Genomic DNA, 24,116 nt, shown 5'->3' with positions numbered 1-24,116 from the left:
TGTATACATCGTATCCGGACACTTAGTAAACATTTTTGTTTATAATGTCTAAGCTACAGTTCAGCTTTGACTTTGTCAACATTTTTGTTTAAAATGTAGTCTGTGATGTAGATTTAGTTGTTTCAGTAGGAGGTGCAACATGAGCCGAAATCAAACCAAAAAGGATGTCTCAACCAAGACCCGAAGAGCGATTATTGATCTGTTAAAGCAACAAGGGGGAATGGATGTTATGGCACTCTCCTCCCAGTTTTCGCTATCTGGAATGGCTATTCGTCAACATTTGAATGCGCTGAAAGAAGAAGGGCTAGTTACTAATATAGAAGAGTCCCGTCCCATGGGGCGGCCAACCAAGCTATGGATCTTAACCCCCGCGGCCGATCGGTTTTTCCCAAGCGGATATTCGGATTTATCCGTCAGTCTGATCCATTCCATGAAAGAAGCTTTCGGAAATGAGGGGCTGGACAAGCTGCTGGCTGTTCGAAATAAGAATATGCAAGAACAATATCTTCAGCATCTTGGTGATACAGCAGACGTTAGAGAGAAGCTGGAGAAACTGGCCGAGATTCGAACAAATGAAGGGTATATGGCCGAGGTTAAGGAGCAGGATGATGGCAGTCTTTTATTCATTGAGAAACATTGCCCGATCTGTGAAGCTGCTGCTGTATGTACCGGGTTATGCAAAAATGAGTTACATCTATTTAAAACTGTTCTAGGTAATAATGTTCATATTGAACGGGGGGAGTACATATTAGCGGGAGGAAGAAACTGTGTTTATACGGTTAGACAAAATAAGCTCTTGTTTCCAAGCTGCCATGCCGAATGACCGCGCCACTAAGGGAAGGTGTTCCCGTTGAAATATTCATAATTTGAAGCGGTACCCTGCAGCGGTTTTACATATTGTAACAAATTCGTGGGGCATAACTTTCCTTTTCTGATACGGTCATATCATGCTTTATTTCACAATTGGGAATTTTAGTGGGAAATTTTGGATGGATATGTTCATGGGAAAATGGTAGATTATTCTATGGTTAATCCCTCAGCTTGTTCGTGTTCGATATATGTTATTGGGATTACGCGCAAGTCGGGAGATATGTTTAGGCTTATATAATCTATATTTGGGGCGGGTGTCTGCATGGACAAAAATTCTGGTTATAGAACAAACGTTATAGGCGCTGGTGAGGTTGGCGTCGCCATCTCGGTCGATATGGATACGAATACTATTCATGAAACAAACAGCTTATTTTGGGATACAAAAGGAAATGAAGTTTTAGGAGCTACTGCACTTCCTCTTTATGGAGCATTTGTATCGGAAGAACAATGCCAACTTTTTGGTGATGTCTCAGGGAAAAAGTTGCTGGAGATAGGCTGTGGAAGCGGTCAATCTTTGCAATATCTGGGGGAACGCAATGCATCTGAACTATGGGGTACGGATATAGCAGAGAACCAAATCGAAAAGACTAGGCAACTTTTGACGGAGCACGGTCTTTCAGCAAAATTGATTTGCTCACCCATGGAAGAAGAATGTGGCCTGCCAGAGGATTATTTTGACTTTGTATATTCGGTTTATGCCATAGGCTGGACAACTGACCTTGAGGGTACTTTTAGCCGGATTGCTTCTTACCTTAAAAAAGATGGATCATTTATTTTCAGCTGGTCTCACCCTATACACAAATGTGTTGTTGCAGAAAATGATATGCTTGTTTTTAAAAAATGTTATTTCGATGAATCTTGGTATTCAGTATCTCTTGATGAAAGTACGCTAACTTTATCGGATCGTAAATTATCAACTTATGTGAATGCGCTATCTAAAGCTGGATTTGTTATTGAGCAAATGATTGAGCAATCTGATGATGAACTTATGCAGTCGCGGGACGATAAAAGCGATTTTGCAAAAAAAGCAAAGATGCTTCCTGTAACTTTTGTAATTAAAGCAAGAAAACTCTAGCATCCGATACCTATTGAACAACCTTACAACGTAAAAATTATTTTTCTAAGCCGATCCAGAAAAGGATCGGCTTATTTGATAGCTTTTTAAGATCAATCTTGTCTGTTCTCAACAGATTTCATGCGGTTTTGATCATCTGGCACTCGGTCATTACTGAATTCCTGGCCTGCTTCTGCTTCACCATGACCGGAAGCACTTCGGGCAAAATTTGTGAATTGCCTCTTCTGCTCATCCAGCTTGTGTTTACTTTTAAGAAGCTCCTGCGGATCTTGATTTGTCATCATTATCACCTCGCAAAATAGATTCATGCTGTTTACTCGCACTACATAAGTTTTCCATAATAGGGCGGTGCTTATGCAAGATAAAAAAACTCCTGCTCACCATAAGCAGAAGTTTCTAAATGAAGTTCTAGTTAACGAAAAATATCAATTATTTTATGCAAAACAAGGTATTCCAAAACAACAATTCCACCGCAAATGAGTATAAAAAACTGAAGCCTTGCCGTATTCATTCTATCCTTCCAATACTCTCCCCGGAATAATGAAATGATGTTAGGTGTAAAAGTATGCCTAATCGATTCGTTATAATCATCATTATCCACGAAGAAAACGCGAAACAAAAATTTATATACTGGAATATTTAAGAACAGTAATAAAATGATCATCACAAGACTCATTGTCCTCGCCTCCCAAGATCCAATTATCCTAATTTTACCACATGGGTAACTGTAGAAATCGGAAACTGATGACAACTTTATACCGCTCATAAAAAAAGACCTTCCTTTTAGGAAGGCCCTTTTGAGTAATATTCACTTTCAGCTGCGTAAACGACTATTTATGCTCCAACCACTTACACTCTGTAATTTCCATTTCGGTGAAAACACCTTTAAATGAAGAATTCTCTGGGCTACAAGCATATAAGCCAAAATTTATTTCCTCATTCCCTTCAAACAAATGAAAAATACGCATCTGTTCAAATATAGTCCCGTCCAAAGAGCTTTCAATACAGAAATCACTTTCGCGTCGACTTAGTCTATAATACATAGTTTTAATGTTTGCATCGATATCAGTTGTTGCCCAATCTGAATATCCGTGATTTGTAACCACACTTCCAAGTCTTTGGAATTCCTCATTTTCATATTCTACCGATGCCTTGAACCAATTATCACTGTCCTGATAGATGGCTATCCCACACTGCTCGTATCTATGTGTACTATCATAATCTGTTCTTACTATAAATGAAAAATACTTCTCAGCAGTTTTCATTAACAGTGCAGGTGAATTATCATTTCTAAAACCATAATAGGTTCGTTGCCAAAAATCTGTATTCGGCATCGTTACAAATTCAATCCTGTTTTCTGTAATAGAATAATCACTGATTGGATTTATCCAAAAAAGCTGTTCTTTCTCAAAGTTCATTGCTCTACTCCTCACTTTTTATAAAGTTTTGTCAACCATTTTCATTGCTAAGAATCCAAATACAATTTAAATAGTTTTCAGCAGTTCATCCTAATAATACCATTTGAAAAATATAACGCATTACATTTTCTAATCTTTTATTTTGAAGTATCCAGAGAATTAAATAAAAAGGTTGTCCCGTTTACATACGCTCTCAAAATCGCTTGAGCATATGGCTGCTCTTCAATCAAACCCTCGGTCTCTAGCGGATTCTCTGCATGAAAGCTATAGGCTTCGATTATTGCCATGACTAAGAAGCACTCTAGCTTCATTATATATTCATTTTCCAGCTTCCTGATTCTCTGATATCCTTCGACGAAATAAGCTCTCTGTGTTGGGTATAATCCCATAATAGCCTGAGCTATATCGTAAAGATGATAGCCGAAGCCACACCTGCCAAAATCGATAGGATAAGGTTCATTATCCCGAAAAATGACATTTCCATTATGTAAGTCCGCGTGGATCATCCCATAATTTTGTTCATGTCTTGTGAACGTTTCGAGACATGTTGCCACTTTAGTGGCGGCTGCGGAATATAACTTAAAACCCTCATCCGATATGAAATGTTTGCGATGTAGACTTAGGTGATCCCAGTCCCGTTTAAAGCTCAGTGCACCCCAAGAAGGACGAGTAAAACCGCTGGAAGGACTAAAATCAGAGCTGGCCTCATGAAGCTTTGCCATCAATGATCCTGTTTTACGGATGACCTCCTCCGTTAGTTCGCTTTTGTCTACATGCTTTCCCTCGACCCATCGCATTAAGCTCGAATAAAACCGTTGTCCGTCACACACCGATGTTTCCGTAATAAAGGCCCCTTCACGATTGATTACAGCTTCGGGCAAGAGGAGGCCCTTGCTCTTCAAAGCCAACAACCACTCAATTTCTGAAATGGTTCCTTCGCGTTGTTTGTTATCCGGGTGAATGCGGAGCAAGAACTGTTCCCCCACATCGTTTACAATGCGGAAGGTGACATGTTCGGATACTTGAATGAAGTGAATGGAGTTCCAGTCTATTTCATATTCCTGTAAAGCATGAAACGCCGCTTGTTTTACTTGCCTCAGAGTTCGGTGTCGGTTCTCCTCAGTATTGATCCGAAAGCCATTATTCATTGCTTATCTCCTTTGTCTACCATACTTCCATCATTTTAACAGTCTAGACGGATAGCTGTAATGATAAAGAATGAATATGAAAAGAGTTTTCTCTTTTTGACTCACCTATAAAAATAGGGAATTCATTGCCACTTAGGCATGAAATTCCCTACTCTTCAAATCTATTAAGATTCTTCTACAAGCGAAATTGCAACAGGTTCTGCTGGCTCTCATTGTTCGCCCCATATCCATACGTTTCCATCGCTTTTCAGAGCCATGCTATGCAAGGCACCAGCGGATACACTGATAACTGGGACACCCTCGGATCAGCTTATCGCCTCACCCTTCGAGCAAAATCCACGAACTGGAATTTATCCAGCCGGTGTCTAGACTCGGTATATTGGTAAAGCACCGTGTTCTCCAAATACACATAGTTTCGTACTACTACAATATGCGTAAAATTCTTCAAATCGAGCAGTCTATGATCCTCCTCGGTAGAAGGCTCAACGGATATCAGCTTCTTCGCATAACTGATCTTAAGCCCCAATTCCAGCTCCAGATATTCATAGATTGAGCCTTCCGCGATTTCCTCACTCAGAAAGGAAACAATATCCGCACGAAAATAATCCTTATCCAAAATGATCCGTTCACCTTCAATTTCTCTGGCGCGAACAACCTTCCAAATCAGAGTTTCAGGTGGAATCTGCAGATGTCTGGCGATTGCGGAGCCTGCCGGCTCTTGTATCGTCCGCTCTACCAGTGTCCGTGAGGCAGTACCCAGGGTATCGGCCATTTCTTTAAATGAAATCAAACCGGTAACAGGGAAATCCATTCGGGTCATGTCAAGCACAAAGGAGCCTCTGCCCTTAATTTTGTGAATATATCCTTCACGGAAAAGTAGATTCAGCGCTTTGCGCACGGTCTCTCGTGAAGTGGCATAAGCTTCGGCGAGTTCACTTTCGGAAGGCAGCTTGGTTCCCGGCAGCAATTGTCCAGAATGGATTTGATTGCTGTATTCATTATAAATTTGCAAATATTTATTTTCTCTCAATTTTGATCACCGCCCTTTATTGTATCACGTCATGCCTTTGGAAGCATCGATTCAATTGGAAGGGAATTTATAGCGTTGAACATATAAATTCTTATATTTATAGAAAAACAGCCCCCAAGGGGCTGTCTTTCTAAAGTATAAAGTCTTTGCCAATATAGCCTTTATCAACCCTTGAGATGAATAGTCAAGATGCTTGTTTGTTTGGCCGTAGCTGGTCCGGTCTTCTCCTCGATCTTCTCGACCATCTCCTGACCTGCAGGAATGATGATTGGAGTAATCACCGGGTAACCTGCTGCGCGGATAGCTTCCATATCAAATTCTAGTAGAAGCTCTCCTGCTTGAACCTTATCACCAATATTCTTCAGGCTGGTAAAACCGCTACCTTTAAGCGCCACCGTGTTAATTCCAACGTGGATTAATACCTGAACACCGCTGGCATGCTCCAGTATAAGCGCATGTTTGCTCTTAATCACATGGGCTACTGTAGCATCAAAGGGAGCATATACTTTCCCCTCAGAAGGTTCGATTGCAATTCCCTCACCCATTTGCTTTTCAGCAAAGGCAGGATCGGGCACCTGTTCCAGCGATACTGCAGTTCCACTAAGCGGTGAGACAAGCTCCAGAGTATTAACTGATTCCTGTGACCCTTGAACGGAATGACGGCTACTCAATTCCTCTGGTTCGCTCGTAGTACTAGAAGCCTCTGTAGCTGTGTTCTTTTCGGAACGACCCACTACAGAACGTCCGTACAATACTGTGGCGGCAAATGGCACAACGAGAACAATAACCATGCCAATAAAGAAAACGCCCCACTGATTCGGGAAAATCGAAAGGAAACCGGGAATTCCCCCTACGCCAATGGATGAAGCTCGAACCTGGTTAACGGTAAGGAGCATACCGGCAATTGCTGAGCCGATCATCCCGAAGATGAAAGGATAGCGATAGCGGATATTCACCCCAAAGATTGCCGGTTCAGTCACGCCGAGGAATGCAGAGACGGAAGACGTAGCCGCCAAACCTTTTGCCTTTTGTTCTCTAACAACGAACATCATCGCCAGTGCCGCAGCGCCTTGCGCAATATTGGAGAGCGCCAGCATCGGCCAGAGGAAGGTGCCTCCCTCACTGCCGATGAGCTGAACATCGACTGCCAAGAAAGTATGATGCATCCCAGTGATGACCAGAAGTGCATAGAATCCACCATAGATCAAACCACCAAGGAGCGCAAAATGATCAAATACATAGATCAAACCCGAGGTGATAGCATTGGCAATGGCGAACGTAACGGGTCCGATAATGGTGAAGGCCAGAAAACCTGTAACCAGCAGGGTCACTGGAGCAACGACCAGTAGTTTAATGGAATCAAGCACCCGGCGGTTGAGGAACTTCTCCAGTCTAGCCAGAATATAGGCCGAAACCAGTACAGGCAATACTTGCCCCTGATAACCGATCTTCTCCAAATGCCAGCCGAACAAATTCCAGGTCGGAACGGTTCCCTCAGTTGAAGCACTTGCATAACTGTAGGCACTTAATAGATCCGGATGTACGAGAATGAGACCCAGCACGATTCCGAGTAGAGGACTGCCCCCGAAACGTGTAACAGCTGCCCAACCGATAAGGGCTGGTAAAAAGGTGAAGGCTGTGCTGGCAATCGTGTTAATAATCGCAGCAATGTCTTTCCATGCAGGATAGACATCTACCAATGACTTACTATCAAAAAAGATACCAGGTCCGGTCAAAATATTATTAATCCCAAGCAGCAAACCTGCGGTTACGATGGCCGGAAGAATCGGAATAAAAATATCAGCCAGTGTTTTGATCGCCCGCTGCAATGGATTCTGTTTCCGTGCTGCCGCTGATTTCACGTCATCCTTGGAAGAGCGGGCACCACCAGTGATTTGAATCATTTCATCGTATACTTTATCTACAGTTCCTGGTCCGATAACGATCTGGAACTGCCCTTGCGTAGAGAATTGTCCTTTTACGAGTTCGTTACGGTCCAGGGCTTCCGAATCCACCTTGCTCTCGTCATACAGCGAGAATCTCAGCCGGGTTACACAATGCGTCGCAACCTCAATATTCTCCTTGCCCCCAACCGCCCGTACAATATCTTCAACATTTTTGCGGTCTATAGCCATATCTTCACTCCTTACAAAATTGATGTGTGCTCCTTCTCAAGTACACCTCGTTAGCGGACTAACCACATGTAGGAAGCATAAGGACTAAGCTGAAGCTCTTGTGTTAATGATGGTGCATCTGCTGTATTCCCAATCAGAAGCTCTTCCTTACCACTTGGCGACAATTCAGTCCAGTGATTGTCTTTAAAGCGGAAAGAGATTTCTTTATTGCTAAAGTTCGAGACCACAACAAGTGTCTCTCCATCTCCTGTTCTGGCGTAAGCGAAGACTTCAGGATGACCTTCATCGAGTCTCTTGAAAATACCTTCTATGAATACTCCATACTCCTTGCGAAGTGCAATTAGTTTGCGGTAATGGTGGAAGATGGAATCAGGGTTTTCCAGTTCCTTCTGCACATTGATGTCTGGATACCGCTCATCTACCTTCAACCATGGAGTACCAGTGGTAAATCCGGCATTCCGGCTGTCATCCCACTGCATCGGCGTACGTGAATTGTCCCGCGAACGTTCTTGGAGAATGCTGAGAGCAGCCTCCGGGCTTTTCCCCTGTTCACACAGAATGCGGTACATATTTAGTGACTCAATGTCGCGGAACTCATCGATGCTTTTCCATACCGGATTCGGCATACCGATTTCTTCCCCTTGATATACATAAGGTGTTCCCTGAAGGCCATGCAGAGTTGTCGCGAGCAGCTTGGCGCTTTCCACACGGTAGACCTTATCATCAGTGAATCTGGAAAGAGCACGCGGTTGATCATGATTGTTAAAAAATAGTGCGTTCCAGCCTCCGCCTTTCTGCATTCCGGTCTGCCACTGCGCGAACAACCGTTTCATTGCCTCGAAATCATAAGGCATCAGTTCCCACTTCTGTCCATTCGGATAGTCGACTTTTAAATGATGAAAATTGAAGGTCATGGAAAATTCCCGCTCTTCGGGACTTGAGTACCGGATACAATGCTCCAGTGTAGTTGAGGACATCTCTCCTACAGTCACCATCTCAAACGGACCAAACACCTCTTCATACATTGCTTTGATGTATGCATGGACCTGTGGACCGTCAGTATAGAATTTACGTCCATCCCCCGGTGGAACACTCCCGTCATCGTTAGGGAAGCGCTGATCTTTGGAGATTAAATTAATTACATCCATGCGGAAGCCGTCGACACCCTTTTTAGCCCAGAATAACATCATATCATTCACTGCTCTACGTACCTTCTCATTCTCCCAGTTCAGATCCGCTTGGGTTTTATCGAAGAGAGTAAGATAATATTGTCCCGACGCTTCGTCGAACTGCCAGGCAGGCCCACCGAACTTCGACTGCCAGTTGTTGGGTAAGCCGCCGTCCGGAGCCGGGTCCTTCCAGATATAGTAATCACGGAAAGGATTGTTCCTGCTTGAAATGGACTGTTTGAACCACTCATGTTCAGTCGAGGTATGGTTAACCACGATATCGATCATTAGCTTCATTTCGCGTCTATGCAGTTCCTGTATTAGCTCGTCAAAATCCTCCATCGTACCGAAATCCGGGTTAATATTTTCATAATCTGCTACATCGTAACCGTTATCATGTTGCGGCGAAACATAAACCGGCTGTAACCAGACAATATCGATTCCAAGCTTCTGCAAATAATCTAATTTCTCAATAAGTCCTTTAATATCTCCTGTTCCGTTGCCTGTAGTGTCCTTAAAGCTCTTCGGGTACACCTGATACACCGTGGAGCGGCGCCACCATTCCGAATACTGGGACTGACTCAAGTTGAACACCTCCAAAAAGAATTCCTTTATTTCAACCATTAAACCTGTATATACAAGTTCAAACACTTCACATAGTTTAAACCTGTATATACAGGTTGTCAATACTATAACTATAGAAGGAGTGGCATGAGTAGAAACTAGATTATTTATAACGTTGTATTACCCTAATATTTGATCCGTAATAACAAAAAAAGCCGCTTTCTCGGCAGCTTTTTAGATACAAAGATATGTAGACAAAAAAACAAACAGGATACCTTTTACTAATACAAGTTAGGTATCCTGTTTCTATTCAAAGTGTCTATTCAAATTATAGTTTATTTAAGCTCCTGTAGGAGGCTCTTACCGAATTGGGGCATGGTCACAACAAAGTTATCAGCAACTGTTGCTCCAATATCCGAAAAAGTCTTCGATATAGGCAGCTCGCCTTGTCGATTGAAACTCTTACTGTAGAGGAGTAAAGGAACATATTCACGGGTGTGATCCGTACCCGCATGAATGGGATCATTGCCATGGTCTGCCGTAATTATAAGAAGATCATCTTCGCATAGCTCTGCTAGAACTTCATGTAATCGATCATCAAATTCTTCAAGCGCTTTCCCATACCCGATCGGATCTCTACGATGGCCATAAAGTGCATCAAAATCGACAAGATTCAAGAAACTAAGTCCTGTAAAATCAGTATGAAGGGTCTCCATGAGTTTATCCATGCCATCCATGTTAGACACTGTTCTGAAAGACTTGGTGACACCTTCCCCATCGTATATATCTGAGATCTTGCCAATCGCTAGTACATCGAACCCGGCATCCTTGAGCTCATTCATCACGGTTCTTCCATAAGGCTTCAAGGCATAATCATGACGGTTCGATGTTCTTTTGAAATTTCCGGGCTGCCCGAGGAAGGGTCTAGCAATCACTCTGCCTAGCATGTACTCCTCACGTAAAGTAATCTCTCTGGCAATCTCGCAGATTTGATACAGTTCTTCCAAAGGAATAACCTCTTCATGAGCCGCAATCTGAATCACGGAATCTGCTGAAGTATAGACAATGAGTGCGCCTGTGTTCATATGCTCTTGTCCAAGCTCATCGAGAATAGCTGTACCACTAGCGGGTTTATTCCCAATCACCTTTCGTCCTGTTCTTTCTTCTAATTCATTAATTAATTCATAAGGAAACCCTTCAGAAAACACTTTGAAAGGAACATCAATTCGTAGGCCCATGATTTCCCAGTGACCTGTCATCGTATCCTTTCCATTAGAAGCTTCCTGCATTTTGGTCCAATAAGCTAAAGGGCGCTCCACTTTGGGAACTCCGGGTATTGAGTCGATATGACTTAACCCTAGCTTGGATAACGCAGGAACATGTAGCCCATTCATTTTTTCTGCAATATGCCGTAATGTATGTGATCCTGCATCCCCAAACTTTTCAGCATCTGGAGCTTCACCAATGCCTACAGAATCCATAACGATGACGAAAATCCGCTTAAACCGGGGTGTTTGTTTCATGTTAATACTCCTTGCTACAACTAGAATATGATACCGATAATCAAAGCTGATAAAACGCTTACAAGTGTGGCGCCAAATAACAGCTTTAATCCAAATCGTGCGACGATATTCCCTTGCTTTTCATTCAATCCCTTCACTGCACCCACAATGGTACCAATCGACCCAAAGTTAGCAAATGAGATTAGAAAAACGGAGACAATGGCTGTAGTACGGCCACTTAAACCTTCTTGAATCTTAACAAAGTCAAGCATAGCAACGAATTCATTCGCAACAAGCTTTGTCGCCATAATACTACCGGCCTCAACAGCTTCATGCCATGGCACACCGATAAGAAAGGCGATGGGTGCAAAGACGTAGCCTAACACTCCTTGGAACGAAATTCCGAATATGCCACTGAAGACCCCGTTAATCAAAGCAATGATTCCCACAAAACCAACTAACATTACCCCAACTACTATGGCTACTTTAAAGCCATCCATAATATATTCGCCTAGCATTTCAAAAAACGTTTGTTTTTCTTCTACCTGAACTTCAACAATATCTTCTTCAGGTGTAACTTCATACGGATTAATGATGGATGAAATGATAAATCCGCCAAATAGGTTTAATATCAATGCAGCTACTACATACCGAGGTTCTAGCATCGTCATATAGGAACCAACGATTGACATGGATACCGTAGACATTGCAGACGCACATAATGTATACAAGCGATGTTTTGGCAATAGTCCAAGCTGGTTTTTCACCGAAATAAATACTTCATTTTGTCCGACAATTGCGGCTGCAACTGCATTATAAGATTCCAATTTACCCATGCCATTTATTTTACTCAGTACCAGTCCAATATACTTTATAATGAATGGCAGTATTTTGTAATGTTGCAAAATCCCTATCAATGCTGACATAAAAACAATGGGCATCAAAACATAAAGGAAAAATGTATGCGCCCCTTCATTTGCAATGCCGCCAAACACAAAGTCAGTACCTTCATTGGCGTATCCAAGTAATTTTGAAAAACTATCAGCAAACCCTTTAATCAAAAATTCTCCAATGCTCGTTTTTAGGATAATTAATCCCAAACCTATTTGAATAGCAATCATTACAATGATCGGACGATATTTAATCTTTTTCTTATTGTTACTTCCTAGCCATGCCAGTAATAGAACAATAACCAGACCAGCAATAGAAATTAGATAATGCATTTTTAGCCCTCCAAATTATCGGTTAATTTTCTTGGAATCCTCATATCGAAATGCATCTTTCCACATTAACCCTTGTTCCAAAATAATCGCTAACAGGCTTCCGCATATTAATCCATTATTTAAAATGGCGATCACGATCGGAGATAAATGGGCCGTAGCTGATGCAGGTATAAACATTAAACCTACACCCACTAAAAGGGAAAGCCCACTGACAATAAATGTTCGCTCTTCATGAATAACCTTTTTCAATTCCTTTAGCGCTAGTCCGACCATCTTCACAAAAATGACGAAGGTAACAGAATAGCCTATGGGAGCTGGAATCGCAGATATGAAATTCATCATGGGCGGAACCAAGGATATTGAGATCACTAAGCTGCAGCCTATTAAAAATGATTTGCGCTCCCTCATCCCTGTTTGCTCAACATATCCCGCCGCTCCCGAAATAGGGACTGAGCCGACCGCTCCTAAACCACCACTTATAAGATGCGTAATTCCAGAAGTAAACCCGGCGCGCAAATAACGGCGATGATCCCCTTGCTTTGGTTTCATAACGGTCTCCATCAAACGGATGGATGCCACCGCATTGGTTATTAATAATAGGGTTAGTAAAAATGCAGTAGTAATTGTCCCGGCATCGAATCGGGGTGTTCCAAATGGGAATATTTCCGGCAGCTTAAATAGAGTATCCGCACGAGAAACCGCCGGCATACTACCGCAGATTATAAATAATAGGCAGCCTATCACTATACTGAGAATTATTGAAAACTGGCTTAGTAATACAAAGCGGCTGTTGCCTAACCAAAAGGTAATGCAGACCACGATCACACTAAGGATGAATACTTTAACATCTAACATGGTGTGGGCGATGGTAATCCCCATCATCCCTTTCATAAAAGATCCGCTTAATTGAAAGATCAATAAAAGTAAATAAATAAAGGTGATGGTTGGAGTAAAAAGACGAGCGATTTTATCCATTAGCTTAAATGCTGAAATTAGGATAAACAACACTCCGCTAATGATCATCGCTCCACTTAAAGCCTGTAAAGCGCCGTTGTTAGAGGAATAGAGTCCCCCCACTAAACTCGCGTAAATGGTAAAAATGCTCCACCATAACCCTGCCGGACCTTCATGAATAGGGAATTTATGACCCATCAGGCCTTGTAAAAATCCAGCTATTGCTAAAGTAATCATGGTGCTCTGAATGAGTCCAGAAGTCTCTATGGGTGTTAAGTTATATAAATCTGCGATAGCAATGGGTGCAGCAATTGCACCAGCGATCATAAAAATCATCCACTGCAATCCTGACAGTATTACCTTCATTTCTTTCTCACTCTCTTTTCTAACAACACTGCACTCTTATCAATAAATCAGCCTTCAACGACTGTGTTAAGAGCTACTTCGACCATTTCATAAAAGGATTGTTCACTTTCTTTATGAGTTAGGTGCTCCTGTCTTAACAATTGACTGCCGACGGTCAAAATCGATAACGCTTTTACACCATATTTAGCGGCTAAAGTGTATAGGGCGGTACTTTCCATTTCTACAGCTAATACACCGAAATCCATGAACTTATGAAGCCGATCTAAATTTTCACGATAGAATTCATCAGAATTATAGATGTTACCAACAAACACCTTTGCATTTTTAGCTTGTGCTTGTTGATATGCTTTCATTAGCAATGAGAAATCTGCCGTTGGTGCAAAATTACAGCCATAAAAGATCTTTTCCGTCATATTACTGTCTGAAGATACTGCTTGGGCTAATATAATATCGCGGATATTTATTTCTTCCTGCATCGCGCCACATGTACCAATGCGAATCAATTTCTTAACTTCATAATCGACGATCAATTCTGTTGCATAGATACTCATCGATGGATTTCCCATCCCTGTCCCCTGAACCGACACAGGCACACCCTTGTATAATCCAGTGTATCCAAACATCCCTCTTACTTCGTTATAACAATAAGCCTCCTCTAAAAAGTGTTCTGCCACAAACTTTGCACGTAAAGGATCTCCTGGGAGCAAAACGAGCTCTGCTATTTCTCCCTTATTTGCACCTAAATGCCTACTCATAGTTCTTCCTCCAACTTTTAATAGTAAACTGAGGTTTACCGAAATCGCTTTCCATTTGCCTTCAAGTAAAATCAGTTTCGAAACTAGATTGAGCATAAGGTTTTTTAACATTACAAACTAGACCAAAAACTTACGGAGCTTACGGAAAATAATTGGTCAAATTATAAAAGCAGTTCTTTACGAATGTTGTCTAAATCTCTTTTAGAGGGGATCGTGGAAATAATAACAACAGGCACTGTCGTTAATGCAACCGGGATATTACTAATGACAAGATCGATATTATTTTGCTGCATGATCTCGTCGGTCAAGCCTTTCATTATGGAAGTATTAAGGATCAACTGATCCCCAATCTCCTTCTTTATCAAATCTGCTATGTAATGACGAATTGAAAATTCTTCCCCGATCACTAAAAAGGCCCTCTTACTTTTATAACGTAAACTCGAGCGGACAATTAAGGTTAGCTTTGTTAAATGAAAATGATTAAACAAAACGGAAGGGTAAGTTTTATTCCACGTTTGCATACAGGTTTGCAATTCTTGATAAATCTGCTGGCATTCCTTTTGAACATATGTTGTTAAATGACTTGTTGAAATCATCATCCATTCAGGAATGGCATTTTCGATTAATAGCTTGTCAAAGAAACCGTAAATCTCCAAAATAAACCGTTCTTGTATATCTAAGTTCGGGTATACCTTTGCTAATAACATTAGAAGCAGATTCCCCATTTGATATTCTTCTTTATCCTTGTGTAATTCGACTTCTTTCATCGGAGTGATCTCTGACCCTTCATAATAATGATATTGGCTGAGACTAACCATGGATTGCATAAAGAATATTTCACTGTTTGGAAATTCAAGGGACAGCTTGTCCTCAAGACGTCCTGTAATAGTTTTCACTGGAAAATAAAACATCCCCTTTTCCCAAGGGTAAGCATTTTCGTCGATGTTCACACATTTTCCTTTAGCCACTCTTTCTATAACAATGGCCAACAAAAACGATAATCTCCTTTTGGAATTGATAAAATATACAATGTTATTCTCATTTTCTATATTTGTGATTAACTGATTCATATAAGCAAAATCAACATTCGCAAAGGGCCAGCCTGTAAACTCATACGCATCACAATATAACTTCCAATAAAAATATCGAATATTCATTTCATTCCCTTTGATCATGGGGGTAGAAAAACTAATGCGTAGCTTATAAGCTTTTAGATCATCATTATTTAATTGCACAATCAATTTCTTTAAAGACGAGGTACTCATAAACATGGCTTCGGAGAGCTCCTCCACAGACAGTCGACCCACATTCATAAACAAAAAATCCATCAGCCGATAAAAGATGGTTTGTCTGAACATAGAAGAAATCACTTCACTAATCGTACTTCGCCCATCACGTTGAAGAACTATTCCCTTTCCTCTAGAAACCTCAATGGTTACAGTAGATGGTAATTGCTTGCTGATTTCCTCCACCATCTTCCGGATGGTCTTATCAGAGATCCCTAAACTTTTTTCGATTTCCGCTAAGGTAAACCATCTATGTTCTGTATCAAGCAGCGTTAATAGTTGACTAGCTAAATTAAATCCCTTATCCATTTTTCTACACCCACTTCAATTTCGTTTAATTTTTATAGTATAAACAAATTCGCAACCATAACCCTATTCTTTTTCAATAAAAAAACCCGGGTTTTATTTACCCGAGTTTCACATCACATTATATTTGTGTTTTTTCTTCTATAGGGCTTATTGCTTTCAGCTGCATCGTTATGACGGCTGCAATAACGGCTTTGATGATGTCTCCCGGAAGAAAGGCCAACGCTCCGACAAGACCAGCCCAGATCGAAGTATTGGTTAACAATGCCATGACAGGGGCACCAATCAGACTCACTAGTAATACACCGAAGATTATGTTGATAGCTACCAGCTTCCAAGTTCGAACCTTCGGCCAGATTTTTTCGGAATACCAGCCAATAAGGCCGGCCGCGATTGGAAAACTAAATATGTATCCTGCAGAAGGTCCAACTAACACCGCGATTCCGCCGCGACCGCCAGTCAGTACAGGCAGCCCAATGGCTACTAGTATGATGAAAATAATGAGACTGAGGGCGCCCATCCGTTTCCCCAGAAAACATCCAGCCAACATGACGCCAAGCGTCTGGGCAGTGATCGGAACGGGGATGAAGCCGAGGGGGATGGGCGGTATCATCCCCAATACCGCGATAAGTGCTGCGAATAATGCAGCATAAATAAGTTCTTTTGTCTTCAAAAAAATGACCTCCATTGGATATCAATGATTGTATTCTGGTTAGTAAATACGTCCAGTAAGCTGAATTATAATGGAGTTATTCTTTATTGTAAACCATAAATTTATATATGGTTTACAATAGAATAAAATACCATGCTTGAGTTTTTCCTATTGTTATATAGAATTAGAGTATTCAGTCGCAATCGTTGGATGTTGATCTATTCAATGGGTTTTGGTCGGAGAGTTATACTTTTGGAGGTTTAAGTTCATGACAGTAAAAGAACATATTCTTGCCTTGCTCGACAGTAATAAGGGTGAATATTTTTCCGGCGAGGAAATAGCCGTTCAGTTATCCGTGACGCGCAGCGCGGTCTGGAAAGCCATAAAATCTTTACAGACAGACGGTTATTCCATACAAGCTGTAACCAATAAAGGATATTCCATGTCACCACAAACGGATATCTTATCAGCCAGTGCAATTTCAAAGTACCTGGATACTCAGGGGCAAAAGTTATGTGTTGAAGTCTTTAAGACCATATCTTCCACGAATGAAGCCGTAAAAAACCTTGCCTCAAATGGAGAAGCTGAAGGTAAAGTGATTCTTTCGGAAGAACAAACAGCTGGTCGCGGGCGAATGGGCCGGAAATTTTTTTCTCCACCTGGAACGGGTATCTATATGAGCATCCTGCTGCGTCCCAAGCTGTCCGCAACAGACTCAGCTTTATTGACCACTTGCGCCGCAGTAGCTGTAGCCCTTTCTATCGAGAGCGTATCCGGTAAAGAAACGCAGATTAAATGGGTAAATGACGTTTTTATGGAAGGTAAAAAAGTATGCGGGATCCTTACCGAAGCATCCGTGTCACTGGAAAACGGCTGGCTTGATTATGCTGTCCTCGGCATCGGTATCAATGTAGTCCTCCCTTCCGAAGGCTTTCCCAATGATCTTACCGAGATTGCAACAACTGTAATTTCAGAAAACAATCCTTATGGTGATCTGCGCAACCGTCTCGTTGCAGAAGTACTAAACCATTTCATGAGATATTATGAACATTTAACGGACAGATTGTTTCTTTCCGAATACAAAAAAAGGTTAATTTCACTTGGCGAACCTGTGACCGTGATAAAGGATAATGAACAACGTAAAGCAACAGCTATTGATATCGATGACGATTGCCATCTGAAAGTCAGATATGAGAATGGTGACGAAGAGTATCTTTCAAGTGGAGAAGTTAGCATTAAAATTTAACTGGAGCTTCGCCTCCAAAGCAGCTAGTGCTGCCTCATGGCAGGCTGCTTCATCATACGAGCCAAAAAAACCTTGCTGATTCAAGGTTTTTTTAGATGAACTAAAAATATCAACTTAAAGCTTAGGATTCTACTGTACTAAAGTATCTAAATCAGGCTGCAATTTGTTCCGCAGAACATACAGCATGATGGCACCCACAAGGAACGCAACAGCATCTGAAATGACGAGCGACCAGACTACTCCGTGGAAACCGTTCATTCGATTAGCGATATACAATACTGGAATCAGAGTAACACCTTGAATAATTGACATAATAAAGGCGGCGGTTCCTTGTGCTGTCGCTTGGAAGATCCCCGTAAACAACGCGGTCGTTCCTGAAATGAACAGGGATAAGAACGTTACATGAAGAATGTAGCTGCCCAGTTCAATTAATTGCGGGTCATTCGTAAATAAACCGATTAAGTGGTCGGAAATCAGATATACAATAATGCCGAACACGGCTGCTAATGCCACAGTCACTTTGATTGTGAATGTTATGGTATGCTTCATGCGTAATTTATTGGCTGTAAAAGAGAAGGCAATCAGCGGCACGACTCCCTCACATAAGCCCATCAGAATAACCTCTGGAAATTGTAATAATCGTGATGAAATTCCGAAGGCCGCAATGGCCTGCTCCCCATATTCGACCAGAAAACGGTTAAAGATAAGTGACATTGCACCCATGAAGAGACTCATAACAAAAACGGGTACTCCAATTTTAAATACATTGCTGAGAATGTCTTTGGAAGCTTTGAACCATTTAACAGAGAGGGTTAAGAATTGGCTCTTATATCCCATGTGGAAGGCGTAGAATGCACTTGCAACCAAGTTAGAAATGACTGTAGCAGATGCAACCCCGATCACGTCCCAATGGAAGACGAAAATGACTAGCGCATCGAGAATAATATTCACAACAACACTGAGAAGCATGCCGATCATCGAAGTGATCGCTGCCCCCTCCGAGCGCACGATATTCTCCAGCGTGAAGAATAGAACGACGAATGGTGAACCAATAAGCATAATCGTGACATAGTCCTTCGTGAACCCGAAGGAGTCAGGCGTCGCTCCCAAGCCATGGACGATTGAATCGATCAAGGGGATGCCGGCAGCCATCAAAATAAGACCGAGAGCTAAACTGCTGTAAAAGGCGAATGAAGACACATGCTTTACATCATCATATTTTTTCTCTCCCAGCAAACGGGAGATGAATGCACTGCTACCGATACCAATCAAGTTACCTAGCGCCATAATGGCGGCGAATAACGGTAAAGTTAGTGCGAGTGCGGTTAACATCGCAGTATTGCCCAGTGTACCAAGGAAATAGGCATTCAAAATGGAGTATATGACACTCATCGACATGCCTAGCATCATCGGTACTGCGAAGTGAGCTACGGCTTTTGCGACAGGTGCTTTTTCAAAGTAATGGAGGTTTTCTGCATCCATAAGGTTCACCACTATCTTTCTTTATTTTGTTTTTTGAAATTACTTAGAATTCTAACTATCGGTCCAATATGATCCGTGACGCAGCAACAAGCAAACCTGTACCCTAACGACGAGTTTTCAGATTTGGCGTACGAAATTTGACTATTCTTTAGTTTCACATTACGCTGCCTTTGCCGTTCATCTTTCTCTGGTGGAAAGGCAGCGCCTCAGCTACTGTTTGCTAAAAGACTTTAATTACTTATCGTCCGGGCCATGTGACTTGTCAGGTGACGAATTACTGTCATCGCTGGAAGGCCAGCCGAATCCGCGCATGTCACCACGCCCTTCTCCGCCAAATCCAGGGAACCTTCCGCTAAAGCGTTCGTCCCTAGAATTTCCCCACATTCTGTGCATTTGTCCGCGCATAGCCATCATTTTTTCAAATTCCTCTGTTCCCATGCGCGCCTTGGCAGCTTCCATCCACATAGCCATCACATCACGTTCTTCGCCCGATCCAAGTTCTTCCTCCAAAGCTGTAATGACGCGAGTTAGGTAATCCCCGAAAGCTATCTGCTCTTCTGGCGATAAGCGAGAAAATATGTTGCCGCTGTCTATCTCTTGTTTCTCTTCCTCTTGTCCTTTTTGCGTTAGGTAAATCAAAATGATACGTTTGTCTGTTTCTGAGGGTTTACGGGTGATGTATTCTGCTTTCTCCAGTTTACCAAGCAATTCATTGAGGGATGATACACGGATGTCCAACATATAGGATAAGTCTTTGGTGCTGATACCGTCTTTCATCCGAAGAAACGCTAATATCCTCCCTTGCCCACGTGATGCGTCGGCCATAGGACCAACCGCGGCATGAGACTTCAAGTGTTGCCTTTGCAACAGCCATTGCAGTTTCGCGAGTTTTTCGTACAATTCAGTATTCATGTCCATAATGAATCCTCCATTAAGTTTTTACGGTACCTGTTGAACTTTATAACGGTACCTGTTGATTTGTATTATAACGGTACCTGTTAGATATGTCAAAATGTTTTTTACAGGTACCGTTAATATGTTGTTTGACTGTTTATGGACGTGGCTTATAAGCTTGCAAACAAATATAAAACCCGCGCGGTGCGCGGGTTATTTTAAAATTATATTGTGATTAGTTTTCATTTTTTATATCTGCAAGCAATCCTTCAAACCACTTCAGAGCGGTTTGCTCGCCTATTCGATGTGCCTTGATATGCTACTTATCACCGGCAAGTGTAAGCCACTTGCGGTTATGATGTTCCTGTACTTCAACGGGGGTATCGAAGAAATCACTCAAAACATCTGACTGCAAGCAGTTTACTGTCTCGTCACCTTTGTAGATTTCACCGTTCTTTACCAGCAGCGTGTGCGTGAAGCATGGTGTTATCTCCTCGATATGATGGGTTACATACAGCAAGGTTGGTCCACCAGGTTGCTTTGTTATCTTCTCGATCATCTGCAGCAGCTGTTCACGGGCAAAAATATCTAGTCCCGTGCACGGCTCATCAAGGATTAGTAGATCTGGATTGGCCATTAGTGCGCGTGCAATGAGGACTTTCTGACGCTGTCCTTGCGACAAGGTATCATATGTACAACCAGCCAAAGAAGAGCAGTCTAGAAACTCCATTAACTCCTCGGCTTGCTTTTGATCCTCTTCATTCGTCTTATCATACAGACCAATCGTCGCGAATTTTCCGCTTAGGACGATGTTCAGGGCAGTCTGATGGCCGTACAGCTTCTGCTGCAAGGAGGTGCTTACCCAACCGATTCGTTTGCGTAGCTCTCTCAAGTCCACATCGCCGAAGCGATGGTCCAGCACCTCGACTTGTCCTGTTGTCGGCCAGATATAGCCGTTCACTACATTTAGCATCGTCGTTTTTCCTGAACCGTTCAAACCGACGATACACCAGTGTTGTCCTTGCTTCACTTCCCAGTTCATATCGCGTAAGATCATTGTCGTATCACGTTGCCATGATACATTTTTGAGTGATATAATCATGCCCAATTTTCCCTCCTTAAACATGCTTCAATGAGTTCAATATTAACATGGTAAAGTCCTTCCCGTAAAAAAACATAACCTCAAGATTTTTTACCAGCGGTTCTGCGGACAATTAATCTTTGATTCTCTGTTTGTTTCGGTATACTGTCGGAGGGATCCCGTTAAGCTGTTTAAAAATCTTACTGAAATGATATTCTTCGTAGTACCCGCATAATTTGGCGATTTCCTTAACTGGATAATCGGTAAAAACCAGATAACGACAAGCTTGCTTGTTCTGTAAGTGCATATGGTATTCCTTCGGCCCCATCCCCGTAAATTTCAGGAACATCTTCCGCAAGTAAGATGGCGAAATGCCGTATTTCTCCGCTAATTTCTCGATCCGGTGATGATCCTTATAGTCGTTCTCGAGTGTTTTCTTGATCTGTTCGAAGGCGGCGAAAGCTCCAGACTCCATCAGATTCCAGTCCGGTTGAACGGTCTGGTGTAGCATATGCAGCAGGATCTGCATTTTAGCCCGGGATACGGCTATGCCTTCGGTTAGTCCGGGCAGCCAGTCCTGGTGAATCTCCCAGACCAGCTGGCTAATTTCCTCAGCCTGCTGTTGGTTATATTGGCTTAAGAAGGGAAGTCTCAGTTTTACGATTGGCTTGACTTCCTTCCATACCGCATCATAACCAAGCTCTGCACAATCGAAGAGCAACATCGTTATACGAAGTGGAGCATCCATCTGCGAGCGCATGGACAGTTTAAGGCCTGGTTTTAAATAGATTAGCATTCCAGCCTCTACGTTGTGCTCAACATTGGTCAGGAAAACCCCTTTACCTTCATGAATCCAGTACAAGCTGTGCACATTTACCATGTTACGGATGTCCTCCCACCCGGGATAAGTAGCTTTGTCGAGTACAAAATGGATATGCACTGTGAGGTCATTCAGCTTGTAATCATTTTCTTCCAATTAATATCCCCTCCTGCTGCTAAAAGAGCGATTTAAACAAGACGGTAACGTTTTTTTCTATTCAATGCTTAAACTCCAAATGTTACTATCCATATTATCAAGATGTCTGAAATTCACAATACATTACAGGAAAAAAAGGAGGAACACACTTGTTAAGGACTTTTAGCGAGTATCAAATTCGGAGAACTGCGCTGTTGGATGGGCCTTGGGATTTCATGAAGGATCCGTTAAATACGGGTGTTCAAGAAAAATGGTTTGAGCGATTTCCACATTCTTGGCAGTCTCTTTATGTGCCCTCGTGCTGGAATAATGAACTGGGAATGTACGATTTTGAAGGTGTCGGTTGGTATCGTAAAAAAATACAGATTGTGAATTCGCAGCATGTCAGACTCATCTTTCATGCCGTGCTGGGCCACGCCGATGTCTATTTGGACGGGCAGCACCTTGGGTATCACTATGGAGGATTTACACCTTTTGAATTTATTGTTCCTTCCTTAGGGGCAGGAGAACATGAGATTATCGTCCGGACGGACAGCACCTTGGACCGACTTACGATTCCTACGGAGCAGGTGGATTGGTTTCATTATGGGGGTATCATACGGTCGGTGGAGCTGCAATATTTGCCTGAACTTTACATCGAACAACTGAAGATTGATTATGAACTGCATGGACCAGATGCCGATGTCACTGTTCAGGTGAGGCTCCACTCCTTCTTTAAGGAGCAGCACACTACAAAGATCACATTCTCCGAAAGCGGACATGAATTGCACTCGGAAGAAGTACAGATTGAGACTGGCCAGACCCTCAGTCATACGTTCAAGTTGCTTATGCCTGAAATACGTTTGTGGAATGTAGGTGTTCCAGAACTGTATACCTTTCAACTGCGGACAGAGGAAGACGACAAGATTGAACGGATCGGTTTTCGCTGTATTGAAACAAAGGATCATCGGATTCTAATTAACGGTTCACCCGTTTATCTTAAGGGGGTGAATAGACATGAAGAGCATCCTGAGTGGGGTTTCGCCTTCCCTCCGAAGCTGATGCACAAGGAGCTCAGTATCATTTTGGAGTTAGGTTGCAATTCCGTCCGGGGTTCTCATTATCCCCAAAGCCCATATTGGCTTGATCTACTCGATGAGCAAGGGATTGTATACTGGAGCGAAATTCCGATATGGGGAGCCTTTCTGCCGAACGAAACAGTAAGTGAGCCGCTCTTCCAGGAGCGTGCACTGACTATGATTGAAGAAATGATCAGCTTGCATATGCATCACCCAAGTGTGATCTTATGGTCCGTTCATAATGAGATTGATACCCGGACGCAAAAAGCATATGCTTTCACACAAGCTCTAGTCGGATTGGTGAAGAAACTCGACAGTACTAGGCTTGTCACCTACGCTACGATGCATCCACTCGAAGATATTCTACTTCCTTTATTCGATGTTATCGGTATTAATAAATATTTTGGTTGGTACGAAGGCGATACAGCCAGCTTTAAAGACATGCTGGAACAGTTCCATGTGCGTGCGGAGCAGATGGGAGCCGGTGACAAGGTAGTGCTCATGACCGAATTCGGTGGTGCTGGACTATTTGGGGATGTGGGCTGGGAGCCGAGATTGTTCAGCGAGGATTATCAGGCAGATATTGTAACTGAAGCACTGGCGATCTTCAAAAATGATTCGAAAATTGGCGGGACTTACATCTGGCAGTTTGCAGACATCCGCGGCGATCTGAAGAGCAGCAGCAAGAACTTTCGCGACCGTGCCCGCGGCTTCAACAACAAGGGTCTGGTTAATGAATACCGCAAACCTAAACAATCCTTCCGTGAAGTGCGCCGTATCTATCGATCTTGGACAGATTAATATCCACATTGACTAAGAAGCCCATCGTCAACATGGGTTTTTTTAGTGTCTGCATTCTTAGTTCCTTACAGCTGGTGTCGGACGCGATATTTATATAGTTAAGCTGGGCGTATTAAGTCGGTTCT

Annotated in this window: 21 protein-coding genes; 4 read left to right on the top strand and 17 right to left on the bottom strand. The window is 42.4% G+C overall.

The window, feature by feature from the left end:
- Positions 1-139: 139 nt before the first annotated feature.
- Positions 140-823, top strand: coding sequence for a metalloregulator ArsR/SmtB family transcription factor (locus tag NST40_RS15585; RefSeq protein ID WP_076217678.1), 684 nt, complete (start codon positions 140-142; stop codon positions 821-823).
- 309 nt (positions 824-1,132) lie between these two features.
- Positions 1,133-1,945: a class I SAM-dependent methyltransferase gene (locus NST40_RS15580; RefSeq protein WP_076130506.1), complete on the top strand. Its 813-nt coding sequence runs from the start codon at positions 1,133-1,135 to the stop codon at positions 1,943-1,945.
- Positions 1,946-2,037: 92 nt separating this feature from the next.
- Here the strand turns inward: NST40_RS15580 and NST40_RS15575 are convergent, their stop codons facing one another.
- The 13 genes from NST40_RS15575 to NST40_RS15515 form a co-directional block, all read right to left on the bottom strand.
- Complete coding sequence (locus tag NST40_RS15575; RefSeq protein WP_076130505.1) at positions 2,038-2,229, bottom strand: hypothetical protein; 192 nt, start codon at positions 2,227-2,229, stop codon at positions 2,038-2,040.
- Between the two features lie 128 nt (positions 2,230-2,357).
- Positions 2,358-2,621 (bottom strand): hypothetical protein, encoded by a 264-nt coding sequence (locus NST40_RS15570; protein ID WP_076277344.1) that lies wholly within the window; start codon positions 2,619-2,621, stop codon positions 2,358-2,360.
- Between the two features lie 154 nt (positions 2,622-2,775).
- Positions 2,776-3,363 (bottom strand): DUF1349 domain-containing protein, encoded by a 588-nt coding sequence (locus NST40_RS15565; RefSeq protein WP_342409683.1) that lies wholly within the window; start codon positions 3,361-3,363, stop codon positions 2,776-2,778.
- 137 nt (positions 3,364-3,500) lie between these two features.
- Entirely contained in the window at positions 3,501-4,511 is a 1,011-nt protein-coding gene (locus NST40_RS15560; RefSeq protein WP_076277342.1) for a phosphotransferase, read from the bottom strand.
- Positions 4,512-4,821: 310 nt separating this feature from the next.
- On the bottom strand, positions 4,822-5,541 hold the full coding sequence (gene treR / locus NST40_RS15555; protein WP_036677129.1) for a trehalose operon repressor: 720 nt from the start codon (positions 5,539-5,541) through the stop codon (positions 4,822-4,824).
- Between the two features lie 164 nt (positions 5,542-5,705).
- Entirely contained in the window at positions 5,706-7,676 is a 1,971-nt protein-coding gene (gene treP, locus NST40_RS15550) for a PTS system trehalose-specific EIIBC component (RefSeq protein ID WP_076277341.1), read from the bottom strand.
- 50 nt (positions 7,677-7,726) lie between these two features.
- Positions 7,727-9,469, bottom strand: a complete 1,743-nt coding sequence (gene treC / locus NST40_RS15545; RefSeq protein WP_342410904.1) for an alpha,alpha-phosphotrehalase — start codon at positions 9,467-9,469, stop codon at positions 7,727-7,729.
- A 275-nt stretch (positions 9,470-9,744) separates the two neighbouring features.
- Positions 9,745-10,932: a phosphopentomutase gene (deoB, locus tag NST40_RS15540; protein ID WP_076277340.1), complete on the bottom strand. Its 1,188-nt coding sequence runs from the start codon at positions 10,930-10,932 to the stop codon at positions 9,745-9,747.
- Between the two features lie 20 nt (positions 10,933-10,952).
- Positions 10,953-12,134, bottom strand: coding sequence for a NupC/NupG family nucleoside CNT transporter (locus NST40_RS15535; RefSeq protein ID WP_076277339.1), 1,182 nt, complete (start codon positions 12,132-12,134; stop codon positions 10,953-10,955).
- A 15-nt stretch (positions 12,135-12,149) separates the two neighbouring features.
- Entirely contained in the window at positions 12,150-13,454 is a 1,305-nt protein-coding gene (locus NST40_RS15530; protein WP_076277338.1) for a purine/pyrimidine permease, read from the bottom strand.
- Between the two features lie 47 nt (positions 13,455-13,501).
- Positions 13,502-14,209, bottom strand: coding sequence for a purine-nucleoside phosphorylase (gene deoD, locus NST40_RS15525; RefSeq protein ID WP_076277337.1), 708 nt, complete (start codon positions 14,207-14,209; stop codon positions 13,502-13,504).
- A 161-nt stretch (positions 14,210-14,370) separates the two neighbouring features.
- Positions 14,371-15,804, bottom strand: coding sequence for a helix-turn-helix domain-containing protein (locus NST40_RS15520; RefSeq protein WP_076277336.1), 1,434 nt, complete (start codon positions 15,802-15,804; stop codon positions 14,371-14,373).
- 118 nt (positions 15,805-15,922) lie between these two features.
- Positions 15,923-16,474, bottom strand: coding sequence for a biotin transporter BioY (locus NST40_RS15515; protein WP_076217672.1), 552 nt, complete (start codon positions 16,472-16,474; stop codon positions 15,923-15,925).
- A gap of 247 nt (positions 16,475-16,721) precedes the next feature.
- Between NST40_RS15515 and NST40_RS15510 the strand changes: the two genes are divergently transcribed.
- Positions 16,722-17,699, top strand: a complete 978-nt coding sequence (locus NST40_RS15510) for a biotin--[acetyl-CoA-carboxylase] ligase (RefSeq protein ID WP_342409682.1) — start codon at positions 16,722-16,724, stop codon at positions 17,697-17,699.
- Between the two features lie 129 nt (positions 17,700-17,828).
- Here the strand turns inward: NST40_RS15510 and NST40_RS15505 are convergent, their stop codons facing one another.
- From NST40_RS15505 to NST40_RS15490, 4 genes are all read right to left on the bottom strand, one after another.
- Positions 17,829-19,181 carry an MATE family efflux transporter gene (locus NST40_RS15505; protein ID WP_076184945.1) on the bottom strand — a complete coding sequence of 451 codons (1,353 nt, stop codon included), beginning with the start codon at positions 19,179-19,181 and terminating at the stop codon, positions 17,829-17,831.
- 234 nt (positions 19,182-19,415) lie between these two features.
- A complete protein-coding gene (locus tag NST40_RS15500) occupies positions 19,416-20,099 on the bottom strand; it encodes a MarR family transcriptional regulator (protein ID WP_342409681.1) in 684 nt (227 codons plus the stop codon).
- Positions 20,100-20,394: 295 nt separating this feature from the next.
- Positions 20,395-21,177 (bottom strand): ABC transporter ATP-binding protein, encoded by a 783-nt coding sequence (locus tag NST40_RS15495; RefSeq protein ID WP_342409680.1) that lies wholly within the window; start codon positions 21,175-21,177, stop codon positions 20,395-20,397.
- Between the two features lie 112 nt (positions 21,178-21,289).
- Positions 21,290-22,132, bottom strand: a complete 843-nt coding sequence (locus NST40_RS15490) for an AraC family transcriptional regulator (RefSeq protein WP_076277333.1) — start codon at positions 22,130-22,132, stop codon at positions 21,290-21,292.
- Positions 22,133-22,281: 149 nt separating this feature from the next.
- On the opposite strand from NST40_RS15490, the gene NST40_RS15485 reads away from it, so the two are divergent.
- Positions 22,282-23,991 (top strand): glycoside hydrolase family 2 TIM barrel-domain containing protein, encoded by a 1,710-nt coding sequence (locus tag NST40_RS15485; RefSeq protein ID WP_342409679.1) that lies wholly within the window; start codon positions 22,282-22,284, stop codon positions 23,989-23,991.
- Positions 23,992-24,116 lie beyond the last annotated feature (125 nt).

It is taken from the genome of Paenibacillus sp. FSL R10-2778 (assembly GCF_038593035.1).
GTDB classification, from domain to species: Bacteria; Bacillota; Bacilli; order Paenibacillales; family Paenibacillaceae; genus Paenibacillus_AQ; species Paenibacillus_AQ odorifer.
Note: the sequence above shows the minus strand (reverse complement) of the source record. Positions and strands in the feature narration are given on the sequence as shown.